The following is a 26,313-nucleotide window of genomic DNA, read 5'->3' as shown; positions in this document are numbered from 1 at the left end:
GCCCCGAAGGCCACAACTGACCCTCGCGCCACAGCCGTCGGGGCAGCGGTGTAGAAGTAGTGGGCCCACACACTGTGGGTCCACGAATGAGGGGGAGTCCCACCCGATGCGGAAGAACGTTTTCAGACGCGCCACCGCTGCCCTGATCGGCGTCGCCGCCATCGCTCTGATGGCGCCCGCGACCAGCGCCTCGGCGGCGACCGACGTCGCCGACCTGCGCAGCGGCGACAAGCTGCTGTCGGGTCAGAGCCTGAAGAGCGACGGCTCGGTGCTGGTGATGCAGACCGACGGCAACCTGGTGATGTACCTGGAGGGCCCCACCGGCGCCCGGGTGTCCACGGCGATGTGGAGCACCGGCACCTACGGCAACCCGGGCGCGTACGCGTACATGCAGCCGGACGGCAACCTGGTCGTCTACAAGCAGGGCAGCACCGCCGGCGCGGACGCCCTGTGGAGCACCAAGACGTGGAGCACCCCCGGTGGGCACCTGACGCTCAACTGGGGCGGCATGACGGTGTGGCCGGCCCGCGGCGGCAACGCGGCCTGGGAGAGCCGCACCGGCGTCGCCCGCGCCGTCGACCTCGGGGGCGACCACCCGGAGTCCTACATCAACAGCGCCCGGAACGTCGAAGCGGGCCAGTGGCTCCAGTCGAACTCGGTGTGGCTGGTCAACCAGCCCGACGGCAACCTGGTGCTCTACCGCAAGCGCGACGGCGCCGCGATCTGGTCCACCAACACCTGGGGCCGCCCGAACTCGAGCCTGATCCTCAGCACCTCGCAGGGCGACCCCGCGCTGCGGCTGAAGAACAGCGGCACGAACACCTGGTCCACGCCGGCCAAGGGCGCGTCCGACCTCTACGGGGTCGTCCAGGACGACGCCAACTTCGTGCTCTACAGCAACGGCTCGGTCGTGTGGGCCAGCGGCACCTGGAACCAGGGCTGACCCTCCCCGCTCCCGGGTGACCGGAGCGCGGTGTGTACACGTCGTGGGCCCACCGACCGGTGGGCCCACGACAGCGGGGCCGACCTGCGCCGGTCAGCCGCTGCGCAGGGCCTTCAGCGGGTCGGTGCGGGCGGCCCGCAGGGACGGGTAGAGGCCGGCCAGCAGGCCGACCGCGGTGCCGATCAGCGGGGCGGGGAGGGTCGCGGCGGGCTGCAGGACGGCGGTCCAGTCCTTGGCGGCGGCGACGCCCAGCACGGTGAGCACGCCGAAGCTGGTGCCGATCAGGCCGCCCAGGGTGCCCAGCACGGTGGACTCGGTGAGGAACTGGGCGGCGATGTGCCGGGTCCGGGCGCCGAGGGCCCGGCGCAGGCCGATCTCCTCGGTCCGTTCCAGCACCGCCACCAGCGTGGTGTTGGCGATGCCGACCGCGCCGACCAGCAGGCAGATCGCCGCCAGCGCGAGGAACAGGCCGGTCAGGTCGGAGGTCACCGTGTCGCGCAGGCTGTGCGGGTCGGGCGGCGGCTGGACGGCGAAGGCGTCGGGGGCGTCCGGCCGCAGCGCGACGGCGACCTGTTCGGCGACCCGGCCGGCCGCGCCGACCCGGGTGGCGATCAGGCCCTGGGCGCTGCGGTCGGCCTCGGCGGACGGGTTGCCGAAGCGTTCGAGCGCGGTGGCGGCGGGGACGATCGCCCCGAGCAGCGTCGCGGGCTGCCGCCGGACGTCCGAGTAGATGCCGATCACGGTGTACGGCAGGTCGTCGATGAAGACGGCCGGCCGGTCGTCGAGCCGGCTCACGCCGAGCCGGGTGGCGGCGGCCTCGCTGAGCAGCACCACGGGCTGGGCGGTGGCTTCGAGGAAGGCGTCGGGGGTGGTGCCGCTGACCACGGTCGGGTCCATCGCCCGCACCGCGCCGGGGGTGGCCGCGTACAGGCCGATGCCGGTGACGCCCGGGGTGCCGTCGGCCGGGCGGGCGGAGAGCCGGGGGTTGCCGGGGACGGACCACCAGACGCCGGCGGCCTCGACGCCGTCGATCCGGCCCATCCGCCGGTCGGCGTCGGCGGGGAAGCCGATCGGAGGGTTGCCGCCCGGGGGGCCGGCGTCCGCCCGGGGGCGGTCGGAGACCTGCACGGTGGTGGCCCTGGTGAGATCGAACCGGGCGCCGATCTGGCCGGACGCGGTGGCGGTCAGACCGAGCACCGCGACGAACGCGCCGATGCCGAGCACCGTGCCGAGCATCGTCAGGACGGAGCGGCCGGGGCGCTGCAGGATGCCGGCGAGCGCCTCGGCGCACAGTTCGCGCAGGCCCAGGCGGGTGGCCGGATCGGGCAGGACGCTGCGCGGCATCAGCACACCACCCCGGCTCCCGTTTCGCTCTCGCTCAGCACCCCGTCGCGGATCGCCACCCGGCGGCCGGCCCGGGCCGCGACCGCCGGGTCGTGGGTGATCACCACCAGGGTGTAGCCGCGGGCGTGCAGTTCGTCGAACTGGGCGAGCACGGCGGCCGCGTTGGCGGAGTCCAGGTTGCCGGTCGGTTCGTCGCACAGCAGCAGGCTCGGCTCGTTGACCAACGCCCGTGCGATCGCCACCCGTTGGCGCTCGCCGCCGGACATGGTGCCGGGCAGTGCGCCGGTCCGGTGCGCCAGGCCGACCTGCCGCAGCGCCGCCTGCGCGGCCTCGTCCCGGCGGGCCCGCGGCACCCGGTGGTAGACCTGCGCCAGCGCGACGTTCTCGGCGGCCGTGCGGTGCGGCAGCAGGTGGAAGGACTGGAAGACGAACCCGATCCGCCGGCCGCGCAGCGTGGATCGGTCCCGGTCGTGCAGCGTGCCGGTGTCGATGCCGTCCAGTTCGTAGCGGCCCCCGGTGGGGGTGTCGAGCAGGCCGAGCAGGTGCAGCAGGGTGGACTTGCCGGAGCCGGACGGGCCGGTCACCGACAGGTACTCGCCGCGGCGGACCACCAGGTCGGCGGGGTGCAGGGCGGTGACCGGCGGCCGTCCGCCGAAGGTGCGGCCCAGCCCGGTGAGGCGGATGACGGGCGGTTCGCTCATCGGCCGACCACCACCTGGTCCCCGGCCTTCAGCGCGCCGCCGTCGACCGGCGCCACCCCGACCATGCCGTCCGCGCTGACGCCGGTGGTCACCGGCACGGTGGTGCGCTGCCCGTCGGCGGCGACCACGGTGACGCTGGTCCGGCCGGAGGCGTCGGTGCTGATGGCTGTGACGGGGACGGCCGTCACGGCCTGTTCGGCGGTCTCCCTGACGATGGTGATGCGGACGTTGCGGCCGTTCAGCTCGGCGGGCAGCGGGTCCTTCGGCAGGACCGTCACCGGGGTGTACGAACTCCCCGCTCCCTGGCCCTGGTTGGGGTTGGCGCCCGGTCCGGCGGGGGCGGGGTTCTGGGCGGCGGGGGCGGCGCCGCCGATCGGGACGACCCGGCCGGCGGGGGCGGTGCTGGTCGGTGCGCCGACCTCGCCGACGACGGCCGGGTACCTGCGGCCGGTGGCCTCGTCGAGGATCTCGACCGGCATGCCGGCCTTGACCGCGGGCGCCTGGGCGGCGGTCAGCTGGCCGGTGACGGCCAGTCCGCCGCCGGTGATGCTCAGCAGGGTGCCGGAGACCGGCAGCCCGACCGAGGCGTTGACGGCCGTCACGGTGGCCGGGAGGGCGGGGAGGAACACCACGTGGGCGGCGGGCAGCATCGTCCCGTCGGCCGCCTCGGCCCGCCCGAGCGCCTCCCGATCGTCCGCCAACCGGCGTTTGGCCGCCGCGAGTTGGGGGTCCTGGGCGGGGAGGGAGTCCAGCGTCCGCTGGTCGGTCTCGACGGCCTTCTTCGCGGTGTCGACCGCCTGCCGGGTCTCCTTGCCGGTGGTCGGCGCCTGGTAGCCGAGCGCCCGGTAGAACTCGGCGACCGCGCGCTGCGTCCCCGGACCGAACTCGCCCTTCCGGTCCGAGCCGGAGGAGTGGCCCACCTCGCGCAGGGCGTCCTGGAGTTCGGCCACGTCGGGCCCGCTGGAGCCGGGCTTCAAGTCCCGGTAGGCGGGCACCGCGCCCTTGAGCACGTACAGCGGCTGCCCCGAGACCTCGGCCAGCAGCTGCCCGGCGGCGAGCCGGTCCCCGGGCTTCACGTTCAGCCGGGACAGGTACAGCTGGGTCACCTCCGCCGAGGCCGCGGTCGGCAGCACGTTGTACTGAGTCGGCGGGTAGACGGCGGCCCGGGCCGCCGTGGACGGGCTCAGCACCCGGCTGACCACCGGCGCCGTCAGCAGGGTGCGCGGCGGCGGCGCGGTCTGCGCGGCCCGCTCCGCGGGCGACTTCACCAGCGTCGCCGCGGCCAGGCCGCCGGTGGACACCACCGCCGACACCACCGCGACGACCAGCACCACCCGCTGCCGACGGGCAGCCCGCGACACCGGCTCCGCGCCCTCCGGATCACCCTTCCTGCGGATCACCAGCGCCCCTCCCCTGGATCCGTCCCGCCTGACGCCTCGTCACTTTATGCTACGGACAACGCCGTTCAGCTCTTGGCCGGGGTCGCGGCGGCGAGCTCGGCGGCCTTGCGCAGCATGTCGTCGATCCGCTGCCGGTAGGCCGTCAGCTTCGCCGTGTGGGACTCGATGTACTGGTTGGCGTACGCCGTCTGGACGGCCACCGCGACGCCGACCGTGTTGTTGGCGACCTTGCAGGCCACGTCGGCGGTGGCGGTGGCGATCTCCTGCTGGCTCGGCCCCGCACCGCCGGACCGGCGCCAGGCCTGGTCGCCGATCGCGTTGACGGGCTCCTTGTAGTCGAAGCCCTTCTCCTTCATGCACGCCGACCACGTGGCGAAGGCCTCGACCAGCCGGGGATCGGTCACCGGCACCTTCGGGCCGCCGTCCGGCAGGTCGCCGACGCTGGGCGCCGGGGTGGAGCCGCCGAGGGCGTCCCGGCCCTTCTGCTGACAGCCGCCCGCCGGCAGCGGCTTGCCCGCGAGGGTGGTGACGGCCTGCCCGGTCCTCGGGTCGGCCCCGCTGAGCGCGATCTGGTCCTGGTCGGAGCCGCCGCCCGCGGCGTCCCCGCCGGTGGGCAGCTGCTGGATGCCACCGGTCGCGTACCCCTTGGCACCGGCGTTCGCCACGTCGAAGTACCCGTAGACCAGGCTGCGGGTGGCCCGGTCGGAGAGCACCTCGTCCAGACCGAACAGCGCGGTCGGACGGCCGGTGAGCCCGTACTCGGCCATGCACTGGGCGGTGACCAGGTCCTGCGCCCGGATGATGTCCGTGATCTGCGCGGGCGTCACCAGGTAGGCGTCGGTGGGGAGCGCGACCTGCCCCGGCTCGGTGATGGTCGGGACGGCCCCGAGGGCCGGCGGCGCGGCCTCGGCCGGATGCCCGCCCGAACTGCCGCAGGCGGCCAGGCTCACCGCGATCACGCCCAGGGCCAGACCCCGCACTCTGCTGGACACAGAAACTCTCCCTCTCACCCGCCGGACGGTCCGGTGGCGCCGACCCGGGGGCGGCGGGCACCCTCGCCCGCCGCCCCGGGGACTCAGCGGCCGGTGATGTTGATGTACGAAACGGTGCTGGTGCCCTGACCGCCGTACTGCTTGAAGGCGGAGAAGTACACCCCGAAGGTGGAACCGCTCGCGGAGCCCGAGAAGTACCCGCTGTTGTTGCCCGAGTCGACCCGGTACACCTCGTAGATCGCCACGTTGACCGCGCCGTTCTCGGCGAAGCAGACCTTCGGCGGGTAGTTCCAGAGCGTGAAAAAGTCGTCGTGCGCGTTGCAGGTGGAGGTGTCCACCCGGTAGATCGCGGCCGCGGGACCGGCCGTGGCCACCCCGAGTCCGAGAACGGCGGCGCCGGTCAGTGCCAGGGCCGTTATGCGCTTGCGAAGTGCCATGATGGGGTTCGACTCCTTGCGTTCGTGCCATGGGCTCGGCTGATGACTGTGCTGTGGTGCAAGGCAGTTCACGCGTGGTGGTCCTGCCCTGCACGGCAGGGCCACCCGCAGCACGGCCCACCGGCGGCGGGTCGTGCCGAAACGATCCTGACCCGAAACCCGGCCCCGTCGCCAGGAAGTTCCGGCCCGCGTCCGCTTCCGATGTGACGTACGCCTCCGCTGCTTTGACCAACCGTCAACAAACCTCCGGTTTACCTATCCTTGGCACGAGCCGTACGGGCCGGGGGGCTGATGCACAAGCACGAGAAGCAGTTCGGTCAGCTGCTGCGCCGATTCCGCAAGGACCGCGCGCTCAGCCAGGAGGCACTCGCCGAACGGTCCGGCCTCAGCGCCCGCGCCATCGGCAACCTCGAACGCGGCCTCAGCCGCCCCCGCCCCGACTCCGTCCAGCGCATCGTCCTCGCCCTCGCCCTGGACGGCCCGAAGGCCGCCGCGATGACCGCCGCCACCACCGCCCCCGCACCCGAGGGACAGCTCTCCGACCCCGAGGTCCTGCTCCTGCTCGAAACCATCGGCGGCGTCGACCCCCACACCTGGGACCCCGCCGTCCGCACCGCCCTGATCCGCGCCTGCTCCGGTTCCCCCGCCGCCGCCCGCCTGGCCGGCGCCGTCCTCGCCACCGAACCCGACCTCCGCCTCGCCGACCTCGCCCGCCACCTCGACTCCCTGGCCACCACCGCCTGAAAGATCGCCCCTCAGAGTGACACCGAGGCGACCGGGCAGAGGCCCCCGCCCTGAGTTGATAAGTTCAATTAGCCATCGCAGGCATATATCAACTCTTGGGGAGGAAGCTCATGGCAGGCAGGGGCAGGCCCAGTCGCAGCACGGTGTATCAGCGGCTGGGCGGGGCCCTGGCAGAGCTGAACGAGCGCTTCGGCGGGCTGCCCAGCCCCCGGGAGGCCCAGGAGATCTGGGACGACATCTGGCACCAGGAAGCGCACCACTCGACTGCACTCGAAGGCAACACCCTCGTCCTTCGCGAAGTCGAGGCGCTGCTCGACCAGGGTCGAGCTGTCGGTGCCAAGCCGCTGAGGGAGTACAACGAGGTTCAGGGCTACGCGGATGCTGCCCGTTGGGTCTACGGGCAAGCCCTTGATCCGGACGCATGGCATGACGGACGGCTGATCACGCTCGGCGAGGTCCGCCACATCCATTACGTCGCCATGTCGCCGGTCTGGAATGTCGCACCTCATCCGGAAGCCACCGACAAGGAGGGCCCCGGTAACTTCCGGGAGCACGACATCCACCCGTTCGCGGAGGGCATGACGCCTCCGAAGTGGCCACTCCTTCCTGCTCACGTCGAGCAGTGGGTCGGCGAGGTCTGCGTCTTCGGCAAGCAGATCGAGAACGGTGAGGAACTGGGCCGACCACTCCCGGAGGTCTTGGCCGAGATCCACAACCGGTTCGAACGCATTCATCCGTTCCTCGACGGCAACGGGCGAACAGGGCGTCTGGTGATGAACCTCGTTCTCGTCCGCCTGGGTTATCCGCCGATCATCATCCTCAAGAGGCAGCGGGAGGCCTACCTGGCCGCCCTGCGTCGCGCAGACGCGGGTGACTACGGAGCCCTCGGCGAGCTGATCGCCCGGGCCATGGAGGACAACCTCAACCGCTTCATCGTCCCGAACGTGGCCGGCCCCGCACGACTGGTTCCGCTTGCGGCGCTCGTCGATGCCGAGCACTCCCTGGCCGCACTGCGGCAGGCGGCCCAGCGGGGTCGGCTCAACGCCGTGCAGGGGCCGGACGGGGTGTGGCGCTCGTCCCGGAAGTCCGTAGCCGCCTACAAGGCCGGCAAGCACCAACGCAGGCCCAAGTCCGACGGCGTCTGAGCGCAGGAGCGGACTGCTCCCCCAGCCCGATGGGGTTTGATGGGGCCATGGCTTCTCGTGCACGTGTCCGCGCCCCCGAGCTGGTCGGCGCCGGTGGATGGCTCAACACAGGTGGCAAGGATCTGACGCTGGCGGACTTCCGCGGCAAGATCGTGATCGCGGATTTTTGGACGTTCTGCTGTGTCAACTGCCTCCATGTCCTGGACGAGCTCCGGGAGTTGGAGGAGAAGCACCGCGACACCGTGGTGATCGTCGGCGTCCACTCGCCGAAGTTCGTGCATGAGGCGGACCACCGGGCGGTGGTGGACGCGGTGGCCCGGTACGAGGTGCACCATCCCGTGCTGGACGACCCGGAGCTGGCGACGTGGAAGCAGTACGCGGTGCGGGCCTGGCCGACGCTGGTGGTGATCGACCCCGAGGGGTATGTGGTCGCGCAGCACGCGGGCGAGGGGCATGCGCACGCGATCGCCAAGCTGGTGGAGGAGCTGGAGGCGGAGCACGCGGCGAAGGGGACGCTGCGGCGCGGCGACGGGCCGTACGTGGCGCCGGAGCCGCAGGCGGGCGACCTGCGGTTCCCGGGCAAGGCGGTGCGGCTGCCGGACGGGCACTTCCTGGTCGCGGATTCGGGGCACCACGCGCTGGTGGAGCTGGCCGAGGACGGCGAGACCGTGGTCCGGCGGATCGGCGACGGGGTGCGCGGCCTGGTGGACGGCGCCGAGCCGCGGTTCAGTGAGCCGCAGGGCCTGGCGCTCGTCCCGGCGGGCCTCGACCTCGGCTACGACGTGGTGGTGGCGGACACCGTCAACCACGCGCTGCGCGGCGTGCGACTGTCCGACGGCACGGTGACCACGCTGGCCGGCACCGGCCGCCAGTGGTGGCAGGGCTCGCCGACCTCCGGGGCGGCCACCGACGTCGACGTGTCCTCGCCGTGGGATGTCGCGTTCTTCGACGGCACGGTGTGGATCGCGATGGCCGGCGTGCACCAGCTGTGGTCCTTCGACCCGGCGGCCGGCACGGTCGCGGTCGCGGCCGGCACCACCAATGAAGGCCTGGTCGACGGCCCGGCGCCGGAGGCGTGGTTCGCCCAGCCGTCCGGCCTGGCGGTCTCGGCGGACGGCGAACGGCTCTGGGTCGCCGACTCGGAGACCTCCGCGCTGCGCTGGGTCACCCGCGGCGACCACCGGGTGCACACCGCCGTCGGCACCGGTCTGTTCGACTTCGGCCACCGCGACGGCGCGGCCGAACAGGCCCTGTTCCAGCACCCGTTGGGCGTCACCGTGCTCCCGGACGGCTCGGTCGCGGTCAGCGACACGTACAACCACGCGCTGCGCCGCTACGATCCGGCGAGCGGCGAGGTCTCCACGCTGGCCACCGACCTGCGCGAGCCGTCCGGCGCGGTGGTGGTGGACGGGGACATCGTGGTGGTGGAGTCCGCCCGGCACCGGCTGACCCGCCTGCGGCTGCCCGAGGAGGCCGTCCGGGTGGAGGCCGTCGCGCACCGCACCCGCCGCGCCGCCACCGAAGTCGCCCCGGGCGTCCTGCAGTTGGACGTGGTCTTCGCGGCGCCGACCGGCCAGAAGCTGGACGAGCGCTACGGCCCGTCCACCCGCCTGCTGGTCAGCTCCACCCCGCCCGGCCTGCTGGCCTCCGGCGCGGGCGCGGACACCGCGCTCTCCCGCGAGCTGGTCCTCGCGGACGGCGTGACGGAGGGCGTGCTGCACGTCTCCGCGATGGCCGCGTCCTGCGACGACGACCCGTCGATCGAGTACCCGGCCTGCCACGTCCACCAGCAGGACTGGGGCGTCCCGGTGAAGGTGGTGCCGGGCGGCGCGACGCGGCTGCCGCTCGTGCTGGCGGGCATGGAGTAGAACGCGCGCCGCCAGGGGGCCACTGCCGTTGGGGACTGCGCCGTTGGGACTGCGCGAAGTCGGAGGACGATCACGCCTTCCGCCTCGCGCAGTTCCTCCTGCGGTGCGTCCCCCGGCCCGGGCTCAGCCCTCCAGGAACGCCTTGATGGCCCCCGCCAGGTGGTGCGGGTCCTCGGCGCCGCAGAGCTCGCGGGCGGAGTGCATGGACAGCGCCGCGATGCCGCAGTCGACGGTGGTGATGCCGAGGCGGGCCGCGGTGATCGGGCCGATGGTGGTGCCGCAGGGCATCGCGTTGTTGGAGACGAAGGTCTGCCACGGGACGCCGGCCTTCTCGCAGGCGGCGGCGAACACGGCCCGCCCGATGCCGTCGGTGGCGTACCGGTTGTTGACGTTGACCTTGAGGATCGGGCCGCCGTTGGGCAGCGGGTGGTGGCCCGGCTCGTGGCGCTCGCTGTAGTTGGGGTGGACGGCGTGCCCCATGTCGGAGGAGAGGCAGATGGTGCCGGCCAGGGCGCGGGCGCGGTCCTCGGCGGTGCCGCCGCGGGCGTAGCAGGAGCGTTCCAGCACGTTGCCGAGGAGCGGGCTCTGCGCGCCGGTGTCGGACTCGCTGCCGGTCTCCTCGTGGTCGAACGCGGCGAGCACCGGGATGCACGGCAGGTCGCCGCCGGCCTCGGCGACGGCGGCGAGCGCGGCGGTGGCGGCGTGCACGGACAGCTGGTTGTCCAGGCGCGGGCCGGCCAGCAGTTCGCGGTCGCGGCCGAGGTAGGACGGCGGCTGGACGTCGTGGGCCATCAGGTCCCAGCCGAGGATGTCGGCGGCGTCGAGGCCGGCCTTCCCGGCGACGTAGTCGAGCAGCGCGCCCTCGGTGGTGTCGCCGAGTCCCCAGATCGGCGTGAGGTGGCGCTGGCGGTCGAGCTTGAGGCCGTCGTTGACGCTGCGGTCGAGGTGGATGGCGAGCTGCGGGACGCGCAGCAGCGGCTCGTCGAAGTGGACCAGGCGGGTGGTGCCGTCGCGCAGGACGAGCCGGCCGGAGAGGCCGAGGTCGCGGTCGAGCCAGGTGTTGAGCGGGACGCCGCCGTAGATCTCCACGGCGATCTGCCGCCAGCCGGCCGAGCCGGTGTCGGGGATGGGCTTGACCCGCAGGTTCGGCGAGTCGGTGTGGGTGCCGACCACCCGGTAGGGGGTGGCGGGGCCCGCGCCCTCGGGGACGTACCAGGCGATCAGCGCGCCGCCGCGCACCAGGTAGCGGCCGCCGCTGCCGCCGTCCCAGGCGTCCGACTCGCGGACCTCACGGAAGCCGACCCGCTCCAGCCGCTCGACCGCGCTCTGCACCGCGTGGTACGGGGAGGGGGACGCGGCGAGGAAGGCGATCAGGTCGTCCGTGTGCTTCCGGTCGAAGTGGGCCGTGCGGGCGGCGGTCGACATGTTGCTCCTGGGTTGAGGGCGGCCGGGCCTGATGGGGGTTAACAGGCCCGCCCCCTGAGCATATGCCCGTACACGGACAGGACCGTGTGAAGTCCGCAACGGTGACACAACAGTGAGCATGGCGCGATACAACGCCGCGGGGCCCGGTGGTGAACCGGGCCCCGCGGTGTGAGGGTGGGTCAGGCAGTCGGTGTCACCGCCGGATCAGAACGCCTCCTCGGCGAGGTCCATCAGCTCGTTGTCGATGGCCTCGGCGATCTGGCGCTGCGCGGCGGTGGTCGGCAGCACGGTGCGGGCGAAGTGCTTGGCCGCGGCGACCTTGCCCTGGTAGAAGGCGACGTCCTTCTCGGACGCGCCCGCCTCCAGCTTGGCCAGCGCGACGGCGGCCTGGCGCAGCAGCAGCCAGCCGACCACGACGTCGCCGGAGACCATCAGCAGGCGGGTGGTGTTCTGGCCCACCTTGTACATGTTCCTGACGTCCTGCTCGACGGCCGTCAGGTCGGCGATCAGCTTGCCGACGATGGCCTCCAGGTCGCCGGCGGCCTTGGCGAGCAGGTCGCGCTCGCCGGCCAGGGCCTCGCCGCCCTCGTTGGACGCCAGGAACTTCTGGATCTGCTCGTTGACCGCGGTCAGCGCCTGGCCGCCGTCCTTGACGATCTTCCGGAAGAAGAAGTCCTGGCCCTGGATGGCGGTGGTGCCCTCGTACAGGGTGTCGATCTTGGCGTCCCGGATGTACTGCTCGATCGGGTACTCCTGCAGGTAGCCGGAGCCACCGAAGGTCTGCAGGGACTGGGCGAGCTGCTCGTAGGACTTCTCCGAGCCGTAGCCCTTGACGATCGGCAGCAGCAGGTCGTTCAGGCGCTCGGCGGCGGCGTCGTGCTCGCCGCGCAGGCGGGCGGCCAGCATGTCGTCCTGCACCGAGGCGGTGTAGAGGACCAGGGCGCGCATGCCCTCGGCGTACGCCTTCTGGGTGAGCAGCGAGCGGCGCACGTCCGGGTGGTGGGTGATGGTGACGCGCGGCGCGGTCTTGTCCATGAACTGCGCGATGTCGGCGCCCTGCACGCGCTCCTTGGCGTACTCCAGCGCGTTCAGGTAGCCGGTGGACAGGGTGGCGATGGCCTTCGTGCCGACCATCATCCGGGCGAACTCGATGATCTTGAACATCTGGCGGATGCCGTCGACGGTCTCGCCGAGCAGCCAGCCCTTGGCGGGGTGCTTGGCGCCGAAGGTCATCTCGCAGGTGTTGGAGGCCTTGAGGCCCATCTTGTGCTCGACGTTGGTGGCGTAGGCGCCGTTGCGCTCGCCGAGCTCGCCGGTCTCCCAGTCGAAGTCGTACTTCGGCACGATGTACAGGCCGAGGCCCTTGGTGCCGGGCTTGCCGCCCTCGGGGCGGGCCAGCACCAGGTGGATGATGTTCTCGGACATGTCGTGCTCGCCCGAGGTGATGAAGCGCTTGACGCCCTCGATGTGCCAGGAGCCGTCCTCCTGCTTGATCGCCTTGGTGCGGCCGGCGCCGACGTCGGAGCCCGCGTCGGGCTCGGTCAGCACCATGGTGGCGCCCCACAGGCCGTCGATCATGCGCTGGGCGACCTTCTGCTGCTCCTCGGTGCCCTCGTCGTAGACGACGCCGGCGAACGCCGGGCCGGAGGAGTACATCCAGATCGCCGGGTTGGAGCCGAGGATCTGCTCCGCGTAGGCCCACACCAGGGACGACGGGGTGACCTGGCCGCCGATGCCCTCCGGGATGCCCAGGCGCCACCACTCGGAGTCCATGAAGGCCTGGTAGCTCTTCTTGAAGGTCTCCGGGACCGGAGCGGTGTTGGTCGTCGGGTCGAACACCGGCGGGTTGCGGTCGGTGTCGGTGAAGGAGGCGGCCAGGTCGTTCTCGGCCAGCCGGGAGATCTCGCTGAGGATGTTCTTCGCGGTGTCGACGTCCATGTCGGCGAACGGACCGGTGCCGTACACCTGGTCGCGGCCGAACACCTCGAAGAGGTTGAACTCCACGTCCCGCAGGTTGGACTTGTAGTGACCCATGACCGTTTCTCCGGTTCGTCTTCCACGGGCGAGCCGCTTACGGCGCACCGCTTACCCACCAGTACGCCCCATGATGCTACCCAGCGGTAACTTGTTCAACCCCTCCGCCGTGAACCACCTATGAACGTGGTCACGTCCCACAATGCGGCCCGCCGCCGGATTGTGCGGATCACCCGCCCCCAAGCGGGGTCCGGCCCGATAGCCTTGTCCCCGTGTACGGCTACGAGCAGAGCGCCTACCAGGATCCCTATCAGCAGCAGATGCAGCAGGGAATGTCCGGCATGCCCGGCGCCGGGTACGGCGACCCGCAGGCCGCCCAGCAGTCGCTCTACCCCGAGCCCTCGCCGCCCTCGCTGGCGGACGCCGTGCGCGCCTTCACCACGGGGGCGATGCCGGTGGAGGACTTCCAGGCCATCTTCATCACCTCGAAGGTCTACTGCCCGCGCGGCGACCGCCCCGGCTTCCTGGCGCTGCACAACACCCCGACGCCGGTGATCCCGATGTTCAGCTCGTTGAAGGAGCTGAAGCGGTACGCCGGCAAGGACTCCAAGCACTTCTCGGTCACCGGCGCCGAGGTGCTCGACCTGCTGCCCACCGGCTACGGCTTCGCCCTGGACATGGAGGGCGAGCACCGGATGGTGTTCGACGCCCGCGCGGTCGAGCAGATGGTCGACTTCACCATGCGCCGGATGTACGGCTGACCCCTCCTTCCGCCCCTTCCCCGGCCGGAATACACCCGAATAGTTCAACGTTCAACCTTGCGAGTGGTTGAGAGTTGAACTACTGTGGTGGACGTAGGCCACAGACCCGCCGAAGGAGGCCGACATGCCCGCCGTGACCGTCGAGAACCCGCTGACCCTGCCGCGCGTGACCACGCCCGACCCGGTGCACAGCACCGCCCGGCCGGTCCTCACCGTGGCCACCGCCCCCGAGGGCTACGAGGGCGAGGGCTTCCCCGTCCGCCGTGCCTTCGCCAAGATCAACCAGAAGTACCTCGACCCGTTCATCATGATGGACCAGATGGGCGAGGTGGACTATGCGGCCGGGGAGCCGAAGGGGACCCCTTGGCATCCGCACCGCGGCTTCGAGACCGTCACCTACATCATCGACGGGACCTTCATCCACCGGGACTCCCACGGCGGCGGCGGCACCATCACCGACGGCGACACCCAGTGGATGACCGCCGGCTCCGGCCTCCTGCACATCGAGACCCCGCCGGAGTCCCTGGTGCAGTCCGGCGGCCTGTTCCACGGCCTCCAGCTGTGGGTCAACCTGCCCGCCTCGGACAAGATGATCACCCCGAAGTACCAGGACATCCGCGCCGGCAGCGTCAAGCTGCTCAGCACCGAGGACGGCGGCGCCCTGCTGCGCGTCATCGCCGGTGAGCTGGGCGGTCACCAGGGCCCGGGCACCACCTTCACCCCGATCACCATGATCCACGCCTCGGTCAGCCCCGGCGCCCAGATCACCCTGCCCTGGCGCTCCGACTTCAACGCCCTCGCCTACGGCCTCGCCGGCAACGGCTCGGCCGGCACCGAGCACCGCCCCTTCCACCGGGGCCAGGCCGTCGTCTTCGGCGACGGCGACTCGATCACCCTGCGCGCCGACGAGAAGCAGGACTCCCGCGACAACAGCTTCGAGGTCGTCCTCCTCGGCGGCCTGCCGATCCGCGAGCCCGTCGCCCACTACGGCCCGTTCGTGATGAACAGCCACCGCGAACTCCAGCAGGCCATGGAGGACTTCCAGGCCGGCCGCCTCGGCACCATCCCGGCCGACGAGAACTGACCGCCCTCCGCTCCCCCCGAACCCGCGCCCACCGTCCTCGGACGGTGGGCGCGGGTTTTTTCGTGTCCGGGAAATTCGGGCTCAACCTTTCGCCGGGCTCGCGCATTGAGGACGGGTGAGAGACGCGAGCCAGGAGGGGTGGATGCGCGGACAGGACGAGTTGAGCTTCGAGGAGTACGCGAACGCGCGGACGCGGCGGCTGTACCGGACGGCGTACCTGCTGTGCGGGGATCCGCACCGGGCCGAGGACCTGGCCCAGGCCACGCTCGCCAAGCTGTTCGCGCACTGGCGGCGGGCCTCGCGGATGGAGAACCTCGACGCCTATGCCCGGACCGTTCTGACCCGCACGTTCCTGGCGGAGCAGCGCAAGTGGTCGCTGGCCCGCCGGCTCGGGTCGCTGGTGGGCTCGCCCGAGGAGTCCCGTCACGGGGACGCCGATCTGCGGGTGACGCTGCTCACCGCGCTGGCCCAACTGCCGTCGAGGGCAAGGGCGATGGTCGTCCTGCGGTACTGGGAGGACCTGAGCGTGGAGACGGTGGCCGAGCTGCTCGGGTGCAGCACCGGCACCGTCAAGAGCCAGTGTTCGCGCGCCCTGGCCAGGCTCCGCGAACAGCTCGGCGAGTCGAGCCCTTACACGCCGGTGTGAACAACCCCGATGAACCGGACCGAGAACACGAAGGAGTACGAGGTGCAGGAGCGGGCGCCGGAGGCGCTGTTCATGAGAGAGGCCATGGAGGAGCTCACCGACGACCTGACCGAGCCGGTCGGGCTGACGGCCCGGGCGATGCGGGACGGACGCCGGCGGCGGCTGCGGTCGCGGCTGGCGGTCGGCGGGGCGGCGGCGTGCACGGCGGCGCTGGCGGTGACGGGGCTGGCGGCCGTGGTGCCCGGGGTGGGGAGCGTTCCGGGCACCGGCGTGGTGCAGATGGGGGACGCGCCGGCTCCGCGGGTCTTCCCCACCGTCACGTTCTCCCCCACCACCGCACCACCGTCCGCGTCGCCGACCGACAGCGGCTCGTACGCCGAACAGCAGCGGATCGAGGCGTTCCGGCAGGCGACGGCCGCCGCGCTGCAGGACCTGCTGCCGCCGGAGGTCGGGCAGATCCGGCTGGTGGCCGACGACGTGTCGGGCTACCTGGCGACGTCCCCGCAGGGCGGCACCTGGTTCATCCGGTTCTCCGTGAGCCCCGCCCCGAACGACACGACGCAGCGAACCTGCCGACCGGCCGACACGGCCAAGGGCGGGACGTGCCGCGACGAGAAGCTGCCGGACGGGACGCCGGTCGTCGTGCGGGTCGAGCCCGAGAGCGACGGCTCGGTGATCACCGACGCGATCTTCCACCTCGACCGCAGCGCGGTGGCCGTCAGCGTCAGCCCCCATGAACGCAAGGGCAGTTCGGCCCCGGTGACGGCCGATCAGCTGACGGCGTTCGTCCGCACGCCCCAGGTCCTGGACCTGATCCGGCAGGCCGACCGGCAGCCGGTGCAGGAAGAGCCGAAGTCCTACGACGAGGGAGAGAACCGGTGAAGCGACGTACCGTTCTGACGACCGTTCTGCTGTCCGGCGCCCTGCTGGCGACGGTCTCGCCGGCCGGCGCCCAGGACACCGCCGACACCGCCGCCGCAGACCGCCACGGCGCCCGGCCCTGGACCGCCGACGCCTTCCCGGCCGGCAACGCCAACATCCTGGACGCGGCCCGGATCGACGGCCGCACCGAACTGGCCGTCGGCTCCCGGCGGTTCGGGGAGGGCAGGGGCAACACCTACACCGTGCCGGTGGCCTTCACCCGGGGCACCGGCGACGCGAACTGGCGCGAGATCGCCCTCCCCGACGGCCTGGGCGCCCGCACGGTCGACAGCGACGGCGTCGGGGGCGCCTGGGTGTCCGGCAACAAGGCCGCCAACGGCACCACCATCCCCGTCGGCCACTACCGCGACGGCCGATGGCAGGTGCGGAACGCCCCCGCCCCCGAGCACACGCTCGCGGCCGGCTTCACCGGCATCGCGACGGCCGACGGCCCCGACGACGCGTGGGCGGTCGGCTCCTACGAGCCGGACGACTTCCTGACGTTCTACGGCCTGATCGAGCACTGGAACGGCACCGGCTGGGAGCGGGTGGCGACCCCCGAGCTCGACACCGACTACTGGACGCTCAACGCGGTGACCGCCACCGGCCCGTCCGACGTCTGGGCCGCCGGCGCCATCGGCACCCCCGAGGGCTGGACGCGTCCCCTGCTGCTGCACTACGACGGCCACAGCTGGAGCCGGGTCGCCGCCCCGGACCTGGACTCCCGCTACGGCGAGCTCACCCAGCTGGTCGCGATCGGCCCGGGCGACGTCTGGGCCTCCGGCACCGAGGAGGGCCCGGACCACAACCCGCAGACCCTGGTCGCGCACGACGACGGCACCGGCTGGACGCACCAGGAGACCGGCATCGGCGCGGGCCACCTGTACGGCCTCACCCGCACCGGCAACGGCGTGGCCACCGTGGGCTACCGCCTCGACAACGGCCGCACCTACCAGCCGATCGGCGCCCGGCTGACGCCCGGCGGCTGGAAGCCGCTCGACCTCCCGCAGTCCGTCGGCGGCCGCGGCCGCACGCCGCGCAGCGTCGTCGAGGCCGGAGGCCGACTGACCGTCGTCGGCATCGACAACCCCGACGGCACCGACGCGGCCGGCGATCCGCTGCCGCCGACGCCGTTCTCCGTGACCCGCTGACCCGCCGGCCCGCCAGCACCCGCACCGCCCGCGCCACCCGCGCCGCCCGCACGAACGCCGTCCCGCCCGGTCAACTGCCCGGGCGGGACGGCGCGTTGGCGTGACGGCGGGCCGGTGTGTCAGGCGAGGGCGAGGCTGATCTGGTCGTTGAAGACCACCCAGTGCTGGCCCTTGTCGTTGGCGTCGCACGGCTTGCTGGAGACGGTCGCACTGCCCCAGGTGTTGGCGAGGCAGTAGCCCGGGGCGAAGGTCAGCGAGATCTGCTGGCCCGCGATGCTCCAGTACTGGCCCTGGTCGCCCGGGTCGCACGGCTTGCTGGCGACGTCCGGGGCGCCCCACTTGTTGGCGAGACAGTAGCCGGACGCGTTGGAGAGCGCGATCTGCTCGCCCGAGACCTTCCAGTGCTGGCCCTTGTCGTTGGCGTCGCACGGCTTGCTGGAGACGTCCGGCGCACCCCAGGTGTTGGCGAGGCAGTAGCGGCCGGGGGTGCGCGTGGCGGCGTGCCCGGTGTCGGCCGCGCCGGCCCCGACGGTCGGCAGGAGGGCGGCGGCCAGGCCCATGGTGGCGATGGCGAGCGTCTTGCGGAAAGCGATGGCCATGAGGCGGTTCCGTTCTCGCAACAGGCCGCCCGAAACCGTGCGGCCCTGGGGTGCTTGCCCGGTTCGGACCCGAGCGCAGGGCAAGTTCTAGCAGCGGAGCACCGCGGACCGGCGGCAGCGCACGCCGCGTTCATCCGAACGGGCAGTCCGCACGCGCCCGGATTCGTAGGCTGAGCTCCACCGAAGGACCGCACGAGAGGGAGGGCGACGATGGCGATGATCCATCAGACCACTGTCACGCCGGGCAAGTTGGAGATGCTGGCCGAGTGGCTGCCGAAGCAGGACTGGTTCCGTCCCGGCGGCGGTGAGCTGGCCCGGGCCGGCGGGTTCCGGCTGGACGACCCGGCGGGCGAGGTGGGCATCGAGGTGTACGTGGTGACGGACGACCGGGCCGCCTACCTGGTCCCGATGGCGTACCGGGGCGCGCCGCTGGAGGGGGCGCCGGAGGGCGCGCTGATCGGCGTCACCGAGCACGGCGTGCTGGGCACGCGCTGGTTCTACGACGCCGAGCAGGACCCGGTGGCGCACGCGCAGTTCGCCGAACTGCTGGCCGGCCGGGCGGTGCCGCAGCACCAGGACGAGAGCGACACGGTGGACGACACCGTCGCGGTCGCGGCCGCGCCCGAGGGTGCGGCGGTGACGGTGACGCTGCGCCGGGAGCTGACCCCCGCCGGGGAGCCCGCTCCGGGCGAGGTGGTCGCCGGGTACACCGCGCCGGACGGTTCGGCGGCCCGCGCGGTGTTCCTGACGGCCGGCGCCTGAGGACCGTCAGAGCCGGGCATAGAGCGCCGCGGCGTCGTCGTGGGCCTTGCCGCGGGGCCAGCGGACGCAGTCGGCGTCGGTAAGCTCCGCGGCACGGACCTGGGCGATCAGCTCGGCGGGGCCGGCCTCGGCGAGCAGTCGGACGGCGTCGGCCCAACTGCCCAGCCCCAGGCGGTCCGTGAAGCGGGCGGCGCCGTCCGAGAGGGCGGCGACCCCGTGCAGGTCGGCGCGGGCGACGACGCCGGTCTCGGCGTGCCGGGCGGCCTCGGGGGTGGTGGCGGCGATCCACGGCCCGTGGCCGGTGTTGCGGGCGGCGCGGACGGCGATCGCGTACCGCAGGTAGAGGTCGGCGCGTTCGACGGTGCCGGGGACTGTCGACCAGACCTGGCGGCGCAGCGCCTCGCCGCCGGGGAAGCGCTGGTTGTCGCCGATCACGCGGGGCGGTCCGGCCTTGGGGTGCAGCACCAGCAGGGAGTCGCCGAGGGCCAGGTACTCCAGGGCGTCGCCGCGCAGGCGGGCGGCGACCACCATGGCGGCGGGCGTGTTGGGGTTGGCCAGGTCGCAGCTGCCGCCGTGCAGGGCGGCGGTGTCGGCGATGGCGTCGGCCAGGCAGTCGGTCATGGCCCGGTCGGGGTGGTCGGTGAGCCGGGCGACCAGGTGCGCGCCGAGGCGGCGCACGTACCAGGGGATGCCGTGGCCGCAGCCGGAGTCCAGGGTGTCCGGGGCGCTGGAGCCGTCCAGCAGCACCAGGGCCTCCGGCGTGGCCACCACGAAGTCCTCGCAGGCCCGGTCCGGGCGGCGCGCGTCGACTGCCAGCTGTACCCGCATGCCCTTCAGTCTGCGACGGCCGCCCGCCGTTCGAACAGGGGCTGTTCGGCCCGCTGTTCGGCACTCCCGCACGGCGATTCGGACATAATGGGTCTAAATATGGCAACTTGCCGAGGCTTCGCGACAGGAGAGTCCCATGGTCTGGCAGTTCTTCGTCCTGGTGATCGCCTCGTTCGGCTTCCCGACCCTCGCCCTGCTGTTCATGATGGGCGGCCTGGAGTACCGCGACGAGCGGCAGCACCGCCACCACGGCCTGATCCACCGGGGCTAAGTGTCGGCCGACACCGCCCCCTTTCGGCATGGGATGGTGTGCACCAGCACTTCCCACCCGTCCAGGAGGTCCCCAATGAGCAGCGACACCGCCCCGGCAGCCGAGCCCGCGCCGGAGGCCGCGGCCGACGCCACCACCGACACCGGCGCCGAGACGACCGGGCAGGACGACCAGAAGGCCAAGTTCCTGGCCGCGCTGCAGCGCAAGGGCGGCAAGAACCGGGGCGCCGGCGGCGGCCCCGGCAGCGACTCGAAGGTCCACGGCACCGCCGCCGCGGCCGGCGGCAAGCGCACCTTCCGCCGCAAGAGCGGCGGCTGAGCGCCCCGCGCCACCGCAGTGCCGAACGGCCGGTCCCCGCGCGGGGGCCGGCCGTTCGGCGTCCGGTCAGTCCTGGTGCTCGCCCGGGAGGTACGGGGTCTCGCGGAGGTACAGCGCTCCGCAGGTGTGGCAGTTGTGGTCGGGGTCGCGGGTCCAGTGGGTGGCGTCCTGGACGGGCGCGGCGGGGTCGAGCGTCTTGCCGCACAGGGCGGTGAGGTCCGCGTCGCGGACGATGTGCCAGCTGACCACGGAGTCCGTGGCGCCGCCGGGGCCGGTCTCGGCGCGCATCTGATGCATCATGATCACCATCGTCCGCCGACCGGACATTCCCGGCAATTCGCGCGCCCGCAGTGGGGTCAGGGCCGCACCGGGGGTTCCGACAGCAGCTCGCGGACCTCGATCGGCATGTTCATCGGCCGGCCGTCGTGCCCGGGTGCGGCGGACAGCGCGGCGGCGATCTCCAGCACCCGCTCGTCGGTCGCGCAGTCGACGATCCACCAGCCGAACAGGAACTCCTTCTCCGCCGGGAACGGCCCGTCGACGACGTCCGGCCCGCCCTCGCCGGCCCGGACGATCCGCGCCGTGTCGGGCAGCGCCAGGCCCTTGGCCTCGACGAGTTCGCCGCTGGCGGTGAGCTCGGCGACCGAGCGGCGCATGAAGGCGATGTGCGCGGCGGTCGCTGCCGGGTCCCAGTCGGGGATCGGCGGGATGTCGCTCTGCGACTGGCTGAAGTGCATCTGCAGCATGTGCGTCACGGCGGACGGCTCCTCTCGGTGCGGGCGTTCTCGCCCCCATCGTCCCGGGGACGGAGCCGTGGCGCGGTTCTCGACACCGCGCCGGGCCCCTCCGGTCACACCGCGGGCCGCAGCGCCCGCCATGCGGCCAGGGTGGTCAGCAGCAGCGCCGCGCCGGCCAGCGAGAAGCCGGTCCGGGCGCCGACGTGCTGGGCGACGAAGGTGACGGCGAGCCCGGTGAACGGGAGGGTGCCGGTCATCGCGCTGCCCCACAGCGACATCACCCGTCCGCGCATCTCCGGGGCGGAGCGCAGCTGGGCGAGGGTGTTGGCGGTGGCGATGAACCAGATCGAGGCGACGCCGACGGCGGCCATGCCGAGGACCGCGAGGACGGCGTTCGGCGCCAGCGCGGTGGCCAGCACCGCGACCGAGGTGGCCACCGCCAGCCGGCGCACCCGGCGCGGCGTCGGCTCGGGCGCGGACGCGGCGAGCAGCGCGCCGGGCAGGCCGCCGAGGCCGAACGCGGCCATCAGCAGGCCGTACCCGCCGGGGCCGAGGTGCAGCGAGCGGTCGACCAGCGGCGGGACGGTCAGGTTCATCGCGAAGACCAGGCCGCTGGCGGCGGACATCGGCAGCAGGCCGCGGACGAGCGGCGAGCGCCAGGCGTAGGCGAGGCCGTCGCGGGCGCCGGTCTTCGGCGGCCGGCCCCCGGCGGGGCGCTCGACGGGGGCGGGCGGGTGCAGCCTGCCCAGCGCGATCAGCGGCGCGAGGTAGCCGAGCGCGTTGAAGGCGAACGCCCAGGACGGCCCGCCGAAGTTCAGCAGCGCGCCGGCCACGCCGGGGCCGATCACCCGGGAGGCGTTGAGCGCCACCTCCCACAGGCCGACGGCGCTGGCGACCGCCCCGGGGCCGACCAGGTCGACCACGAAGACCTGGCGGGCCGGGGCGTCGACGGTGGCGACCAGTCCGGTGCAGGTGGCGAGGGCCAGCAGCAGCCACAGTCGCGGGCCGAACATGGCGGTGGTGACGGCCAGCGCGAGGCCGAGCAGCAGCATCAGGGTCTGGGTGACCATCAGCAGGCGGCGCCGGTCGGAGCGGTCGACGACGGCGCCGGCCCACGGTCCGAGCAGCAGCGTGGGGCCCCAGGTGCAGGCGGTCAGCACGGTCAGCCAGACGGCGTCCCCGGTGAGCCGGTAGACGATCCAGGAGAGCACGACGCCCTGGGCGAGGGCCCCGGACGCGGACATCAGCTGGCCGGCGAACCAGATGCGGAAGTCCCGTCCGCGCAGGGCCTGTCCCATCCGGGCCAGCGGGCGACTGGGGGCGGAGAGCGGCTCCGCGGCAGTGGTGGTCATGGTCCCCTCCGGTGAATGGACTAGACCATAACCGGAGCACCCGGGCGCGTGACCAGCGGGTTTCGGACCGAGGGTTCGACCTGCGGAGCCGTCAGGACGCGGTGCGCAGCAGCGGCGCGGTGAGGATCTTGTCGAAGCTGACGGTGGCGCCGCGCTGTGGGTGGGTGCGCAGCTGCACGTGGTCGGCGAGCGCGTGGATGAGGAACAGGCCGCGGCCGGACTCGGCGGTCAGGTCGGGCAGCGCGCCGGGGTCGGCGGCCGGCAGGGCGGGGCGCAGCGCGGGCAGCACGTGGGTGTCGTAGGGGGCGGGCCGGTCGGCGGCGGGGCTGCGGGTGGCCAGCACCCGGGCGGGGACGGAGGCCCGGCCGCGGCGGGTGCGGGCGCGCGGCGCGGGCCGGTCGGCGGGGCGCTCGGACGCGGGGTGCCCGGCGGAGCCGGGGGCGGAGGCAGCGGCGGGACGGCGGCGCGGGCCGGGCCGGGACGCGACCGGCGCGCCCTGGGCGGGGCCGGTGTTGGCGACCTCGATCCGCAGCCGGTCGCCGCTGAGCGCGGCGGTGACCTGGAAGGTGTCGCCGAGGTGTCCGGGCCCGGCGTGCTCGACGGCGTTGGCGCAGGCCTCGGTGAGGGCGAGGCCGAGGTCGAAGGCGTCCTGCGGGTCGACTCCGGCGGAGTCCATGGCGCCGAGCAGGATGCGGCGGGCGAGCGGCACGCTCGCCGGGTCGCGCTTGAGGTGCAGAGTCCACCAGATGTCCACGGGAGATCCCTCCTGGCTGCGGCTCCACATACAACTAGCTATCTCCTCGGCGGCGCGCGGTGAACCGTCCGCACGCGCCGGTACCGCCCGTTCGGCGGATGGACTGCCCCGGTCCGGTGTGCCGATCGGCGCGTGGGCGGGTGTGTGCGCCGGTCGGGTTCCGGCCATTTCGAGCGGGTTCCGGGGCCTGCCCCGGGCGTCCGCGTAGGCGGTGAGATGATGGCCCGGCCATGACTGACCCGACCGCCGCCGCCCGCCGGGGCGCCGCCCTGCCCGCCGCGCGGGCCGCGGCGGCCGCCTGGGATCTGCGGGTGCTGCGCGCGGTGCCGTTCGCGCTGGTGTGCACGCTGGTGGCGGCCTTCGGGCACGCCCGGGCGGGCGGCGCGGTGGCGCCGGACACGCTGGCGGCGGGTTTCGCCGCGGTGTGCGCGGCGGCGGCGCTGCTCGGCGGGCGGGAGCGCTCGCTGGGATCGATCGCGGCGGCGCTGGGCGTCGGTCAGCTGGGCCTGCACCTGCTCTTCCACCGCTTCGGCGAGGGCCTGGGCGGCGGCGCGGCGACGGCGCATCCGGGAATGGCCGGAAACGGCGGGTCGGACGCGCTGGTGTCCGCGGCGGGTCGGCTGCTGTGCAACGACACGCCCGGTGACGGTCTGACGGTCGTCCCGGTGGACACCACGGCGGACCAGGTGGTGAGCGCGGCGGGCCTGGACCCGCAGGCGTTCGCGACGGTGGCGCCGCACGCGGTCGGCGGGCTGGGTCTGACGTCCGGCATGGTGCTGGCGCACCTGGCGGCGGCCGTGGTCGCGGGCTGGTGGCTGCGGCGCGGCGAGGCCGCGCTGTGGCGGCTGGTGCGCACGGCGGCGCTGACCGCCCGGGAGTGGGCCGCGCCGCTGCGGACGGCGGTGGCGCTGCTGGTGGCGCTGCTGCTGGGCGGGGAGCGCCCGGCGCCGACGAGGCGGGCCGGGCGTCCGGAGGACTGGCCGCTGCCGGTGGCGGCGGCGCTGCGGCACTGCGTGCTGCGCAGGGGACCGCCCGCGGTGGCGTTCGCGCGCTGAGCCGGGCCCGGAGAGGGTCGGGGTTCGGCGCGCACCGCTGCCGCCGTGCCCGCGTTGTACCGACCGGGCCGGTCGAGTCCCCACCTCCCCTTTCTGTCGCGCGCTGTCGCGCGGCCACTCTCCCCAGGAGTCCCCTGATGCGTTCCCTCTCCGCCCGTCGTTCCGTCGGCGCGCTCGTGGTGGCGGCCGGCGCCCTGCTGGCGTCCGCCGTTCCGGCGTTCGCGCACGTCTCCGTCCAGCCGGGCAGCGCCCAGCAGGGCGGGTACACGGCCGTGGCGTTCCGGGTGCCGAACGAGAGCGACACCGCGTCCACCGTGAAGCTGGAGGTCAGCCTGCCGCTGGACCACCCGCTGGCGTCGGTGCGCACCCAGCCGCTGCCGGGGTGGACGGCCAGCCTGGAGAAGTCGAAGCTCGACAAGCCGCTGGACTCGCACGGCCAGCAGATCACCGAGGCCGTCTCCAAGATCACCTGGACTGCGGACGCCGGCACCAAGATCGCGCCCGGGCAGTTCCAGGAGTTCAAGGTCTCGCTGGGCGCGCTGCCCACCGACACCGACAAGCTGACCTTCAAGGCGCTGCAGACGTACGACAACGGCGACGTGGTCCGCTGGATCGAGGAGAGCAAGGACGGCCAGCCGGAGCCGGCCAAGCCCGCGCCGGTGCTGAGCCTGGCCAAGGCCGACGCGGCCGGTGACCACCACTCGGCGGACACCTCCGCGAAGTCCGCCGACGCCGCCGCGCCCGCCGCGAAGTCCTCCGACTCCGCCGCCCGCACCCTGGGCGTGGTCGGCATCGTGGTCGGCGTGATCGGCGCGGCGCTCGGCGTGGCCGGGCTGCGCCGCCGCTCCGCGAACTGATCCCCGTCGGGCGGGGCCGCACTGCGCGGCCCCGCCCGACAGACCGCTCTCCCCGCATCCCGTACGGAACGGAAAGTCCCTTGGCACCCCTCCGCAGCACCCGGCCCCGGCTCCTGTCGGCCGCCGCCCTCGTCCTCGGCGCCACGCTCGCGCTGTCCGCCTGTTCCTCGTCCTCCTCGGGCGGCGGGGAGAGCAGTGGGGCGGCGAAGGTCAGCAAGACGTCTTCGTCCAGCCAGTACCGGGGCACCGTGCTCAGCAAGCACTTCGACAAGCCGGACCTCGTGCTGAACGACACCTCCGGGCAGCCGTACGACCTGAAGGCGCGCACCGCCGGGCGGACGGTGCTGCTGTTCTTCGGCTACACCAGCTGCCCGGACGTCTGCCCGACCACCATGGGCGACATCGGGGTCGCGATGGCGAAGCTGACGCCGGAGCAGCGGCAGAAGATCGACATCGTGTTCGTCTCCACCGACCCGGAGCGCGACACCCCGCAGGTGCTGCGGACCTGGCTGGACTCGATGGGCAAGGACTTCATCGGGCTGACCGGCGACCTGGCGAAGGTGAAGGCCGCCGCCAAGCCGCTCGGCATCATGGTCGAGGACCCGGTGGTCGCCGCGAACGGCTCGGTGACCTCCACGCACGGCGCGCAGGTGCTGGCGTTCCTGCCCGGCGACGACAAGGCGCACCTGCTGTACATGGCCGGTACCACGACGGACACCTACCGGCACGACCTGGAGCTGCTCGCCCAGGGGGTGGCGGTGTGAGCCGCGGGTTCCGGCGCAGCGCGCTGATCGGGGCCGGTCTGGCGACCGTGCTGGCGGCGGGCACCGCGGTGGTGGCCTGCCAGTCCTCGGGCGGTTCGGCCGCACCGAAGCTGTCGGTGGCCGACCCGTACATACCGCTGCCCGCCACTCCCGGCGGGATGGGCGCGGGCTACCTGACGGTGCGCAACGACGGCGGCGCGGACCAGTTGGTGAAGGTGACCAGCCCGGGCGCCGGGTCGGTGACCATGCACCGCTCCACCGAGCAGACCATGGAGGAGGTCGGCGCGCTGGAGGTGCCCGCGCACGGGAGTCTGGACCTGGCGCGCGGCGGCAACCACCTGATGATCATGGACTGGTCGAAGCAGCCCGCCCTCGGCGACGAGCTGGAACTGGACCTGGAGTTCGCCAAGGCGGGCACCGTGGTGGTCAAGGTTCCGGTGAAGCCCTTGACGTACCGACCGGGAAGCTAGGGTCCCGGCG

The 26,313-nt window shown here is 73.2% G+C and carries 29 protein-coding genes; 16 read left to right on the top strand and 13 right to left on the bottom strand.

Going from position 1 to position 26,313, the window contains the following annotated elements:
- The first annotated feature begins 106 nt into the window (after window positions 1-106).
- Window positions 107-943, top strand: coding sequence for a hypothetical protein (locus ACFV4P_RS25110; RefSeq protein ID WP_380474704.1), 837 nt, complete (start codon window positions 107-109; stop codon window positions 941-943).
- A gap of 93 nt (window positions 944-1,036) precedes the next feature.
- On the opposite strand, the gene ACFV4P_RS25105 is transcribed toward ACFV4P_RS25110, so the two are convergent.
- The 5 genes from ACFV4P_RS25105 to ACFV4P_RS25085 form a co-directional block, all read right to left on the bottom strand.
- On the bottom strand, window positions 1,037-2,287 hold the full coding sequence (locus ACFV4P_RS25105; RefSeq protein WP_380474702.1) for an ABC transporter permease: 1,251 nt from the start codon (window positions 2,285-2,287) through the stop codon (window positions 1,037-1,039).
- The gene (locus ACFV4P_RS25100; RefSeq protein WP_380474700.1) at window positions 2,287-2,988 is read right to left on the bottom strand and encodes an ABC transporter ATP-binding protein; all 702 of its coding nucleotides are present in this window, start codon (window positions 2,986-2,988) and stop codon (window positions 2,287-2,289) included. The genes ACFV4P_RS25105 and ACFV4P_RS25100 overlap by 1 nt, the downstream gene beginning before the upstream one ends.
- Complete coding sequence (locus ACFV4P_RS25095) at window positions 2,985-4,388, bottom strand: peptidoglycan-binding protein (RefSeq protein ID WP_380474698.1); 1,404 nt, start codon at window positions 4,386-4,388, stop codon at window positions 2,985-2,987. The genes ACFV4P_RS25100 and ACFV4P_RS25095 overlap by 4 nt, the downstream gene beginning before the upstream one ends.
- A 65-nt stretch (window positions 4,389-4,453) precedes the next feature.
- Window positions 4,454-5,380 carry a hypothetical protein gene (locus ACFV4P_RS25090; RefSeq protein WP_380474696.1) on the bottom strand — a complete coding sequence of 309 codons (927 nt, stop codon included), beginning with the start codon at window positions 5,378-5,380 and terminating at the stop codon, window positions 4,454-4,456.
- Window positions 5,381-5,463: 83 nt separating this feature from the next.
- A complete protein-coding gene (locus tag ACFV4P_RS25085) occupies window positions 5,464-5,817 on the bottom strand; it encodes a beta/gamma crystallin domain-containing protein (RefSeq protein WP_380474695.1) in 354 nt (117 codons plus the stop codon).
- Window positions 5,818-6,108: 291 nt separating this feature from the next.
- Between ACFV4P_RS25085 and ACFV4P_RS25080 the strand changes: the two genes are divergently transcribed.
- From ACFV4P_RS25080 to ACFV4P_RS25070, 3 genes are all read left to right on the top strand, one after another.
- Window positions 6,109-6,561 (top strand): helix-turn-helix domain-containing protein, encoded by a 453-nt coding sequence (locus ACFV4P_RS25080; protein WP_380474693.1) that lies wholly within the window; start codon window positions 6,109-6,111, stop codon window positions 6,559-6,561.
- Window positions 6,562-6,704: 143 nt separating this feature from the next.
- The gene (locus tag ACFV4P_RS25075; RefSeq protein WP_380474691.1) at window positions 6,705-7,706 is read left to right on the top strand and encodes a Fic family protein; all 1,002 of its coding nucleotides are present in this window, start codon (window positions 6,705-6,707) and stop codon (window positions 7,704-7,706) included.
- Window positions 7,707-7,753: 47 nt separating this feature from the next.
- Complete coding sequence (locus ACFV4P_RS25070; RefSeq protein WP_380474689.1) at window positions 7,754-9,574, top strand: NHL domain-containing thioredoxin family protein; 1,821 nt, start codon at window positions 7,754-7,756, stop codon at window positions 9,572-9,574.
- Window positions 9,575-9,697: 123 nt separating this feature from the next.
- Here the strand turns inward: ACFV4P_RS25070 and ACFV4P_RS25065 are convergent, their stop codons facing one another.
- Together ACFV4P_RS25065 and ACFV4P_RS25060 are read right to left on the bottom strand one after the other, a co-directional pair.
- Window positions 9,698-10,999, bottom strand: a complete 1,302-nt coding sequence (locus tag ACFV4P_RS25065) for a M18 family aminopeptidase (protein WP_380474687.1) — start codon at window positions 10,997-10,999, stop codon at window positions 9,698-9,700.
- A gap of 204 nt (window positions 11,000-11,203) precedes the next feature.
- Window positions 11,204-13,033: an acyl-CoA dehydrogenase gene (locus tag ACFV4P_RS25060; protein WP_380474685.1), complete on the bottom strand. Its 1,830-nt coding sequence runs from the start codon at window positions 13,031-13,033 to the stop codon at window positions 11,204-11,206.
- Between the two features lie 212 nt (window positions 13,034-13,245).
- Here ACFV4P_RS25060 and ACFV4P_RS25055 point away from each other — a divergent pair, with 212 nt between their 5' ends.
- From ACFV4P_RS25055 to ACFV4P_RS25035, 5 genes are all read left to right on the top strand, one after another.
- Complete coding sequence (locus ACFV4P_RS25055) at window positions 13,246-13,734, top strand: SseB family protein (RefSeq protein ID WP_043915454.1); 489 nt, start codon at window positions 13,246-13,248, stop codon at window positions 13,732-13,734.
- Window positions 13,735-13,858: 124 nt separating this feature from the next.
- Complete coding sequence (locus tag ACFV4P_RS25050; RefSeq protein WP_380474683.1) at window positions 13,859-14,818, top strand: pirin family protein; 960 nt, start codon at window positions 13,859-13,861, stop codon at window positions 14,816-14,818.
- Between the two features lie 142 nt (window positions 14,819-14,960).
- A complete protein-coding gene (locus ACFV4P_RS25045) occupies window positions 14,961-15,464 on the top strand; it encodes a SigE family RNA polymerase sigma factor (RefSeq protein ID WP_380474681.1) in 504 nt (167 codons plus the stop codon).
- Window positions 15,465-15,473: 9 nt separating this feature from the next.
- A complete protein-coding gene (locus tag ACFV4P_RS25040; RefSeq protein WP_380474679.1) occupies window positions 15,474-16,346 on the top strand; it encodes a hypothetical protein in 873 nt (290 codons plus the stop codon).
- Window positions 16,343-17,536 carry a hypothetical protein gene (locus ACFV4P_RS25035; RefSeq protein ID WP_380474677.1) on the top strand — a complete coding sequence of 398 codons (1,194 nt, stop codon included), beginning with the start codon at window positions 16,343-16,345 and terminating at the stop codon, window positions 17,534-17,536. The genes ACFV4P_RS25040 and ACFV4P_RS25035 overlap by 4 nt, the downstream gene beginning before the upstream one ends.
- 119 nt (window positions 17,537-17,655) lie before the next feature.
- Here the strand turns inward: ACFV4P_RS25035 and ACFV4P_RS25030 are convergent, their stop codons facing one another.
- Window positions 17,656-18,135 carry a ricin-type beta-trefoil lectin domain protein gene (locus ACFV4P_RS25030; RefSeq protein ID WP_380474675.1) on the bottom strand — a complete coding sequence of 160 codons (480 nt, stop codon included), beginning with the start codon at window positions 18,133-18,135 and terminating at the stop codon, window positions 17,656-17,658.
- A gap of 210 nt (window positions 18,136-18,345) precedes the next feature.
- Here ACFV4P_RS25030 and ACFV4P_RS25025 point away from each other — a divergent pair, with 210 nt between their 5' ends.
- Window positions 18,346-18,897, top strand: a complete 552-nt coding sequence (locus ACFV4P_RS25025) for a 1,4-alpha-glucan branching protein (RefSeq protein WP_380474673.1) — start codon at window positions 18,346-18,348, stop codon at window positions 18,895-18,897.
- 6 nt (window positions 18,898-18,903) lie between these two features.
- Here ACFV4P_RS25025 and ACFV4P_RS25020 read toward each other — a convergent pair whose 3' ends face one another.
- Complete coding sequence (locus ACFV4P_RS25020) at window positions 18,904-19,725, bottom strand: integrase (RefSeq protein ID WP_380474671.1); 822 nt, start codon at window positions 19,723-19,725, stop codon at window positions 18,904-18,906.
- A 136-nt stretch (window positions 19,726-19,861) separates the two neighbouring features.
- Between ACFV4P_RS25020 and ACFV4P_RS25015 the strand changes: the two genes are divergently transcribed.
- Both ACFV4P_RS25015 and ACFV4P_RS25010 read left to right on the top strand, forming a co-directional pair.
- Entirely contained in the window at window positions 19,862-19,996 is a 135-nt protein-coding gene (locus tag ACFV4P_RS25015) for a hypothetical protein (protein WP_274537009.1), read from the top strand.
- 75 nt (window positions 19,997-20,071) lie between these two features.
- A complete protein-coding gene (locus ACFV4P_RS25010) occupies window positions 20,072-20,314 on the top strand; it encodes a DUF5302 domain-containing protein (RefSeq protein WP_380474669.1) in 243 nt (80 codons plus the stop codon).
- A gap of 66 nt (window positions 20,315-20,380) precedes the next feature.
- Here the strand turns inward: ACFV4P_RS25010 and ACFV4P_RS25005 are convergent, their stop codons facing one another.
- From ACFV4P_RS25005 to ACFV4P_RS24990, 4 genes are all read right to left on the bottom strand, one after another.
- The gene (locus ACFV4P_RS25005; RefSeq protein WP_083647500.1) at window positions 20,381-20,614 is read right to left on the bottom strand and encodes a hypothetical protein; all 234 of its coding nucleotides are present in this window, start codon (window positions 20,612-20,614) and stop codon (window positions 20,381-20,383) included.
- A gap of 56 nt (window positions 20,615-20,670) precedes the next feature.
- Window positions 20,671-21,060: a YciI family protein gene (locus tag ACFV4P_RS25000; RefSeq protein WP_380474942.1), complete on the bottom strand. Its 390-nt coding sequence runs from the start codon at window positions 21,058-21,060 to the stop codon at window positions 20,671-20,673.
- Between the two features lie 104 nt (window positions 21,061-21,164).
- A complete protein-coding gene (locus tag ACFV4P_RS24995; protein ID WP_380474667.1) occupies window positions 21,165-22,403 on the bottom strand; it encodes an MFS transporter in 1,239 nt (412 codons plus the stop codon).
- A 91-nt stretch (window positions 22,404-22,494) separates the two neighbouring features.
- Complete coding sequence (locus ACFV4P_RS24990; protein WP_380474666.1) at window positions 22,495-23,157, bottom strand: ATP-binding protein; 663 nt, start codon at window positions 23,155-23,157, stop codon at window positions 22,495-22,497.
- A 230-nt stretch (window positions 23,158-23,387) separates the two neighbouring features.
- Between ACFV4P_RS24990 and ACFV4P_RS24985 the strand changes: the two genes are divergently transcribed.
- From ACFV4P_RS24985 to ACFV4P_RS24970, 4 genes are all read left to right on the top strand, one after another.
- Window positions 23,388-24,212, top strand: coding sequence for a hypothetical protein (locus ACFV4P_RS24985; RefSeq protein ID WP_380474664.1), 825 nt, complete (start codon window positions 23,388-23,390; stop codon window positions 24,210-24,212).
- A 137-nt stretch (window positions 24,213-24,349) separates the two neighbouring features.
- Window positions 24,350-25,069: a YcnI family protein gene (locus ACFV4P_RS24980; RefSeq protein WP_073817922.1), complete on the top strand. Its 720-nt coding sequence runs from the start codon at window positions 24,350-24,352 to the stop codon at window positions 25,067-25,069.
- Window positions 25,070-25,149: 80 nt separating this feature from the next.
- Window positions 25,150-25,833 carry an SCO family protein gene (locus ACFV4P_RS24975; protein WP_380474662.1) on the top strand — a complete coding sequence of 228 codons (684 nt, stop codon included), beginning with the start codon at window positions 25,150-25,152 and terminating at the stop codon, window positions 25,831-25,833.
- Window positions 25,830-26,303 (top strand): copper chaperone PCu(A)C, encoded by a 474-nt coding sequence (locus ACFV4P_RS24970; protein ID WP_380474660.1) that lies wholly within the window; start codon window positions 25,830-25,832, stop codon window positions 26,301-26,303. Before ACFV4P_RS24975 ends, ACFV4P_RS24970 begins: the two co-directional genes overlap by 4 nt.
- Window positions 26,304-26,313: the final 10 nt, after the last annotated feature.

This window comes from Kitasatospora sp. NPDC059795 (assembly GCF_042732175.1).
Taxonomy (GTDB): Bacteria; Actinomycetota; Actinomycetes; order Streptomycetales; family Streptomycetaceae; genus Kitasatospora.
The sequence above is the reverse complement of the archived record's forward strand: the minus strand, read 5'-3'. Positions and strand labels throughout refer to the sequence as shown.

Bases quoted from the DNA above. Each gene is read 5' to 3' on its own strand.
- ACFV4P_RS25110 (WP_380474704.1), top strand. From the start codon at position 107: ATGCGGAAGAACGTTTTCAGACGCGCCACCGCTGCCCTGATCGGCGTC.
- ACFV4P_RS25105 (WP_380474702.1), bottom strand. From the start codon at position 2,287: ATGCCGCGCAGCGTCCTGCCCGATCCGGCCACCCGCCTGGGCCTGCGC.
- ACFV4P_RS25100 (WP_380474700.1), bottom strand. From the start codon at position 2,988: ATGAGCGAACCGCCCGTCATCCGCCTCACCGGGCTGGGCCGCACCTTC.
- ACFV4P_RS25085 (WP_380474695.1), bottom strand. From the start codon at position 5,817: ATGGCACTTCGCAAGCGCATAACGGCCCTGGCACTGACCGGCGCCGCC.
- ACFV4P_RS25080 (WP_380474693.1), top strand. From the start codon at position 6,109: ATGCACAAGCACGAGAAGCAGTTCGGTCAGCTGCTGCGCCGATTCCGC.
- ACFV4P_RS25070 (WP_380474689.1), top strand. From the start codon at position 7,754: ATGGCTTCTCGTGCACGTGTCCGCGCCCCCGAGCTGGTCGGCGCCGGT.
- ACFV4P_RS25065 (WP_380474687.1), bottom strand. From the start codon at position 10,999: ATGTCGACCGCCGCCCGCACGGCCCACTTCGACCGGAAGCACACGGAC.
- ACFV4P_RS25060 (WP_380474685.1), bottom strand. From the start codon at position 13,033: ATGGGTCACTACAAGTCCAACCTGCGGGACGTGGAGTTCAACCTCTTC.
- ACFV4P_RS25050 (WP_380474683.1), top strand. From the start codon at position 13,859: ATGCCCGCCGTGACCGTCGAGAACCCGCTGACCCTGCCGCGCGTGACC.
- ACFV4P_RS25045 (WP_380474681.1), top strand. From the start codon at position 14,961: ATGCGCGGACAGGACGAGTTGAGCTTCGAGGAGTACGCGAACGCGCGG.
- ACFV4P_RS25040 (WP_380474679.1), top strand. From the start codon at position 15,474: ATGAACCGGACCGAGAACACGAAGGAGTACGAGGTGCAGGAGCGGGCG.
- ACFV4P_RS25030 (WP_380474675.1), bottom strand. From the start codon at position 18,135: ATGGCCATCGCTTTCCGCAAGACGCTCGCCATCGCCACCATGGGCCTG.
- ACFV4P_RS25025 (WP_380474673.1), top strand. From the start codon at position 18,346: ATGGCGATGATCCATCAGACCACTGTCACGCCGGGCAAGTTGGAGATG.
- ACFV4P_RS25020 (WP_380474671.1), bottom strand. From the start codon at position 19,725: ATGCGGGTACAGCTGGCAGTCGACGCGCGCCGCCCGGACCGGGCCTGC.
- ACFV4P_RS25015 (WP_274537009.1), top strand. From the start codon at position 19,862: ATGGTCTGGCAGTTCTTCGTCCTGGTGATCGCCTCGTTCGGCTTCCCG.
- ACFV4P_RS25010 (WP_380474669.1), top strand. From the start codon at position 20,072: ATGAGCAGCGACACCGCCCCGGCAGCCGAGCCCGCGCCGGAGGCCGCG.
- ACFV4P_RS25005 (WP_083647500.1), bottom strand. From the start codon at position 20,614: ATGATGCATCAGATGCGCGCCGAGACCGGCCCCGGCGGCGCCACGGAC.
- ACFV4P_RS25000 (WP_380474942.1), bottom strand. From the start codon at position 21,060: ATGCTGCAGATGCACTTCAGCCAGTCGCAGAGCGACATCCCGCCGATC.
- ACFV4P_RS24995 (WP_380474667.1), bottom strand. From the start codon at position 22,403: ATGACCACCACTGCCGCGGAGCCGCTCTCCGCCCCCAGTCGCCCGCTG.
- ACFV4P_RS24985 (WP_380474664.1), top strand. From the start codon at position 23,388: ATGACTGACCCGACCGCCGCCGCCCGCCGGGGCGCCGCCCTGCCCGCC.
- ACFV4P_RS24980 (WP_073817922.1), top strand. From the start codon at position 24,350: ATGCGTTCCCTCTCCGCCCGTCGTTCCGTCGGCGCGCTCGTGGTGGCG.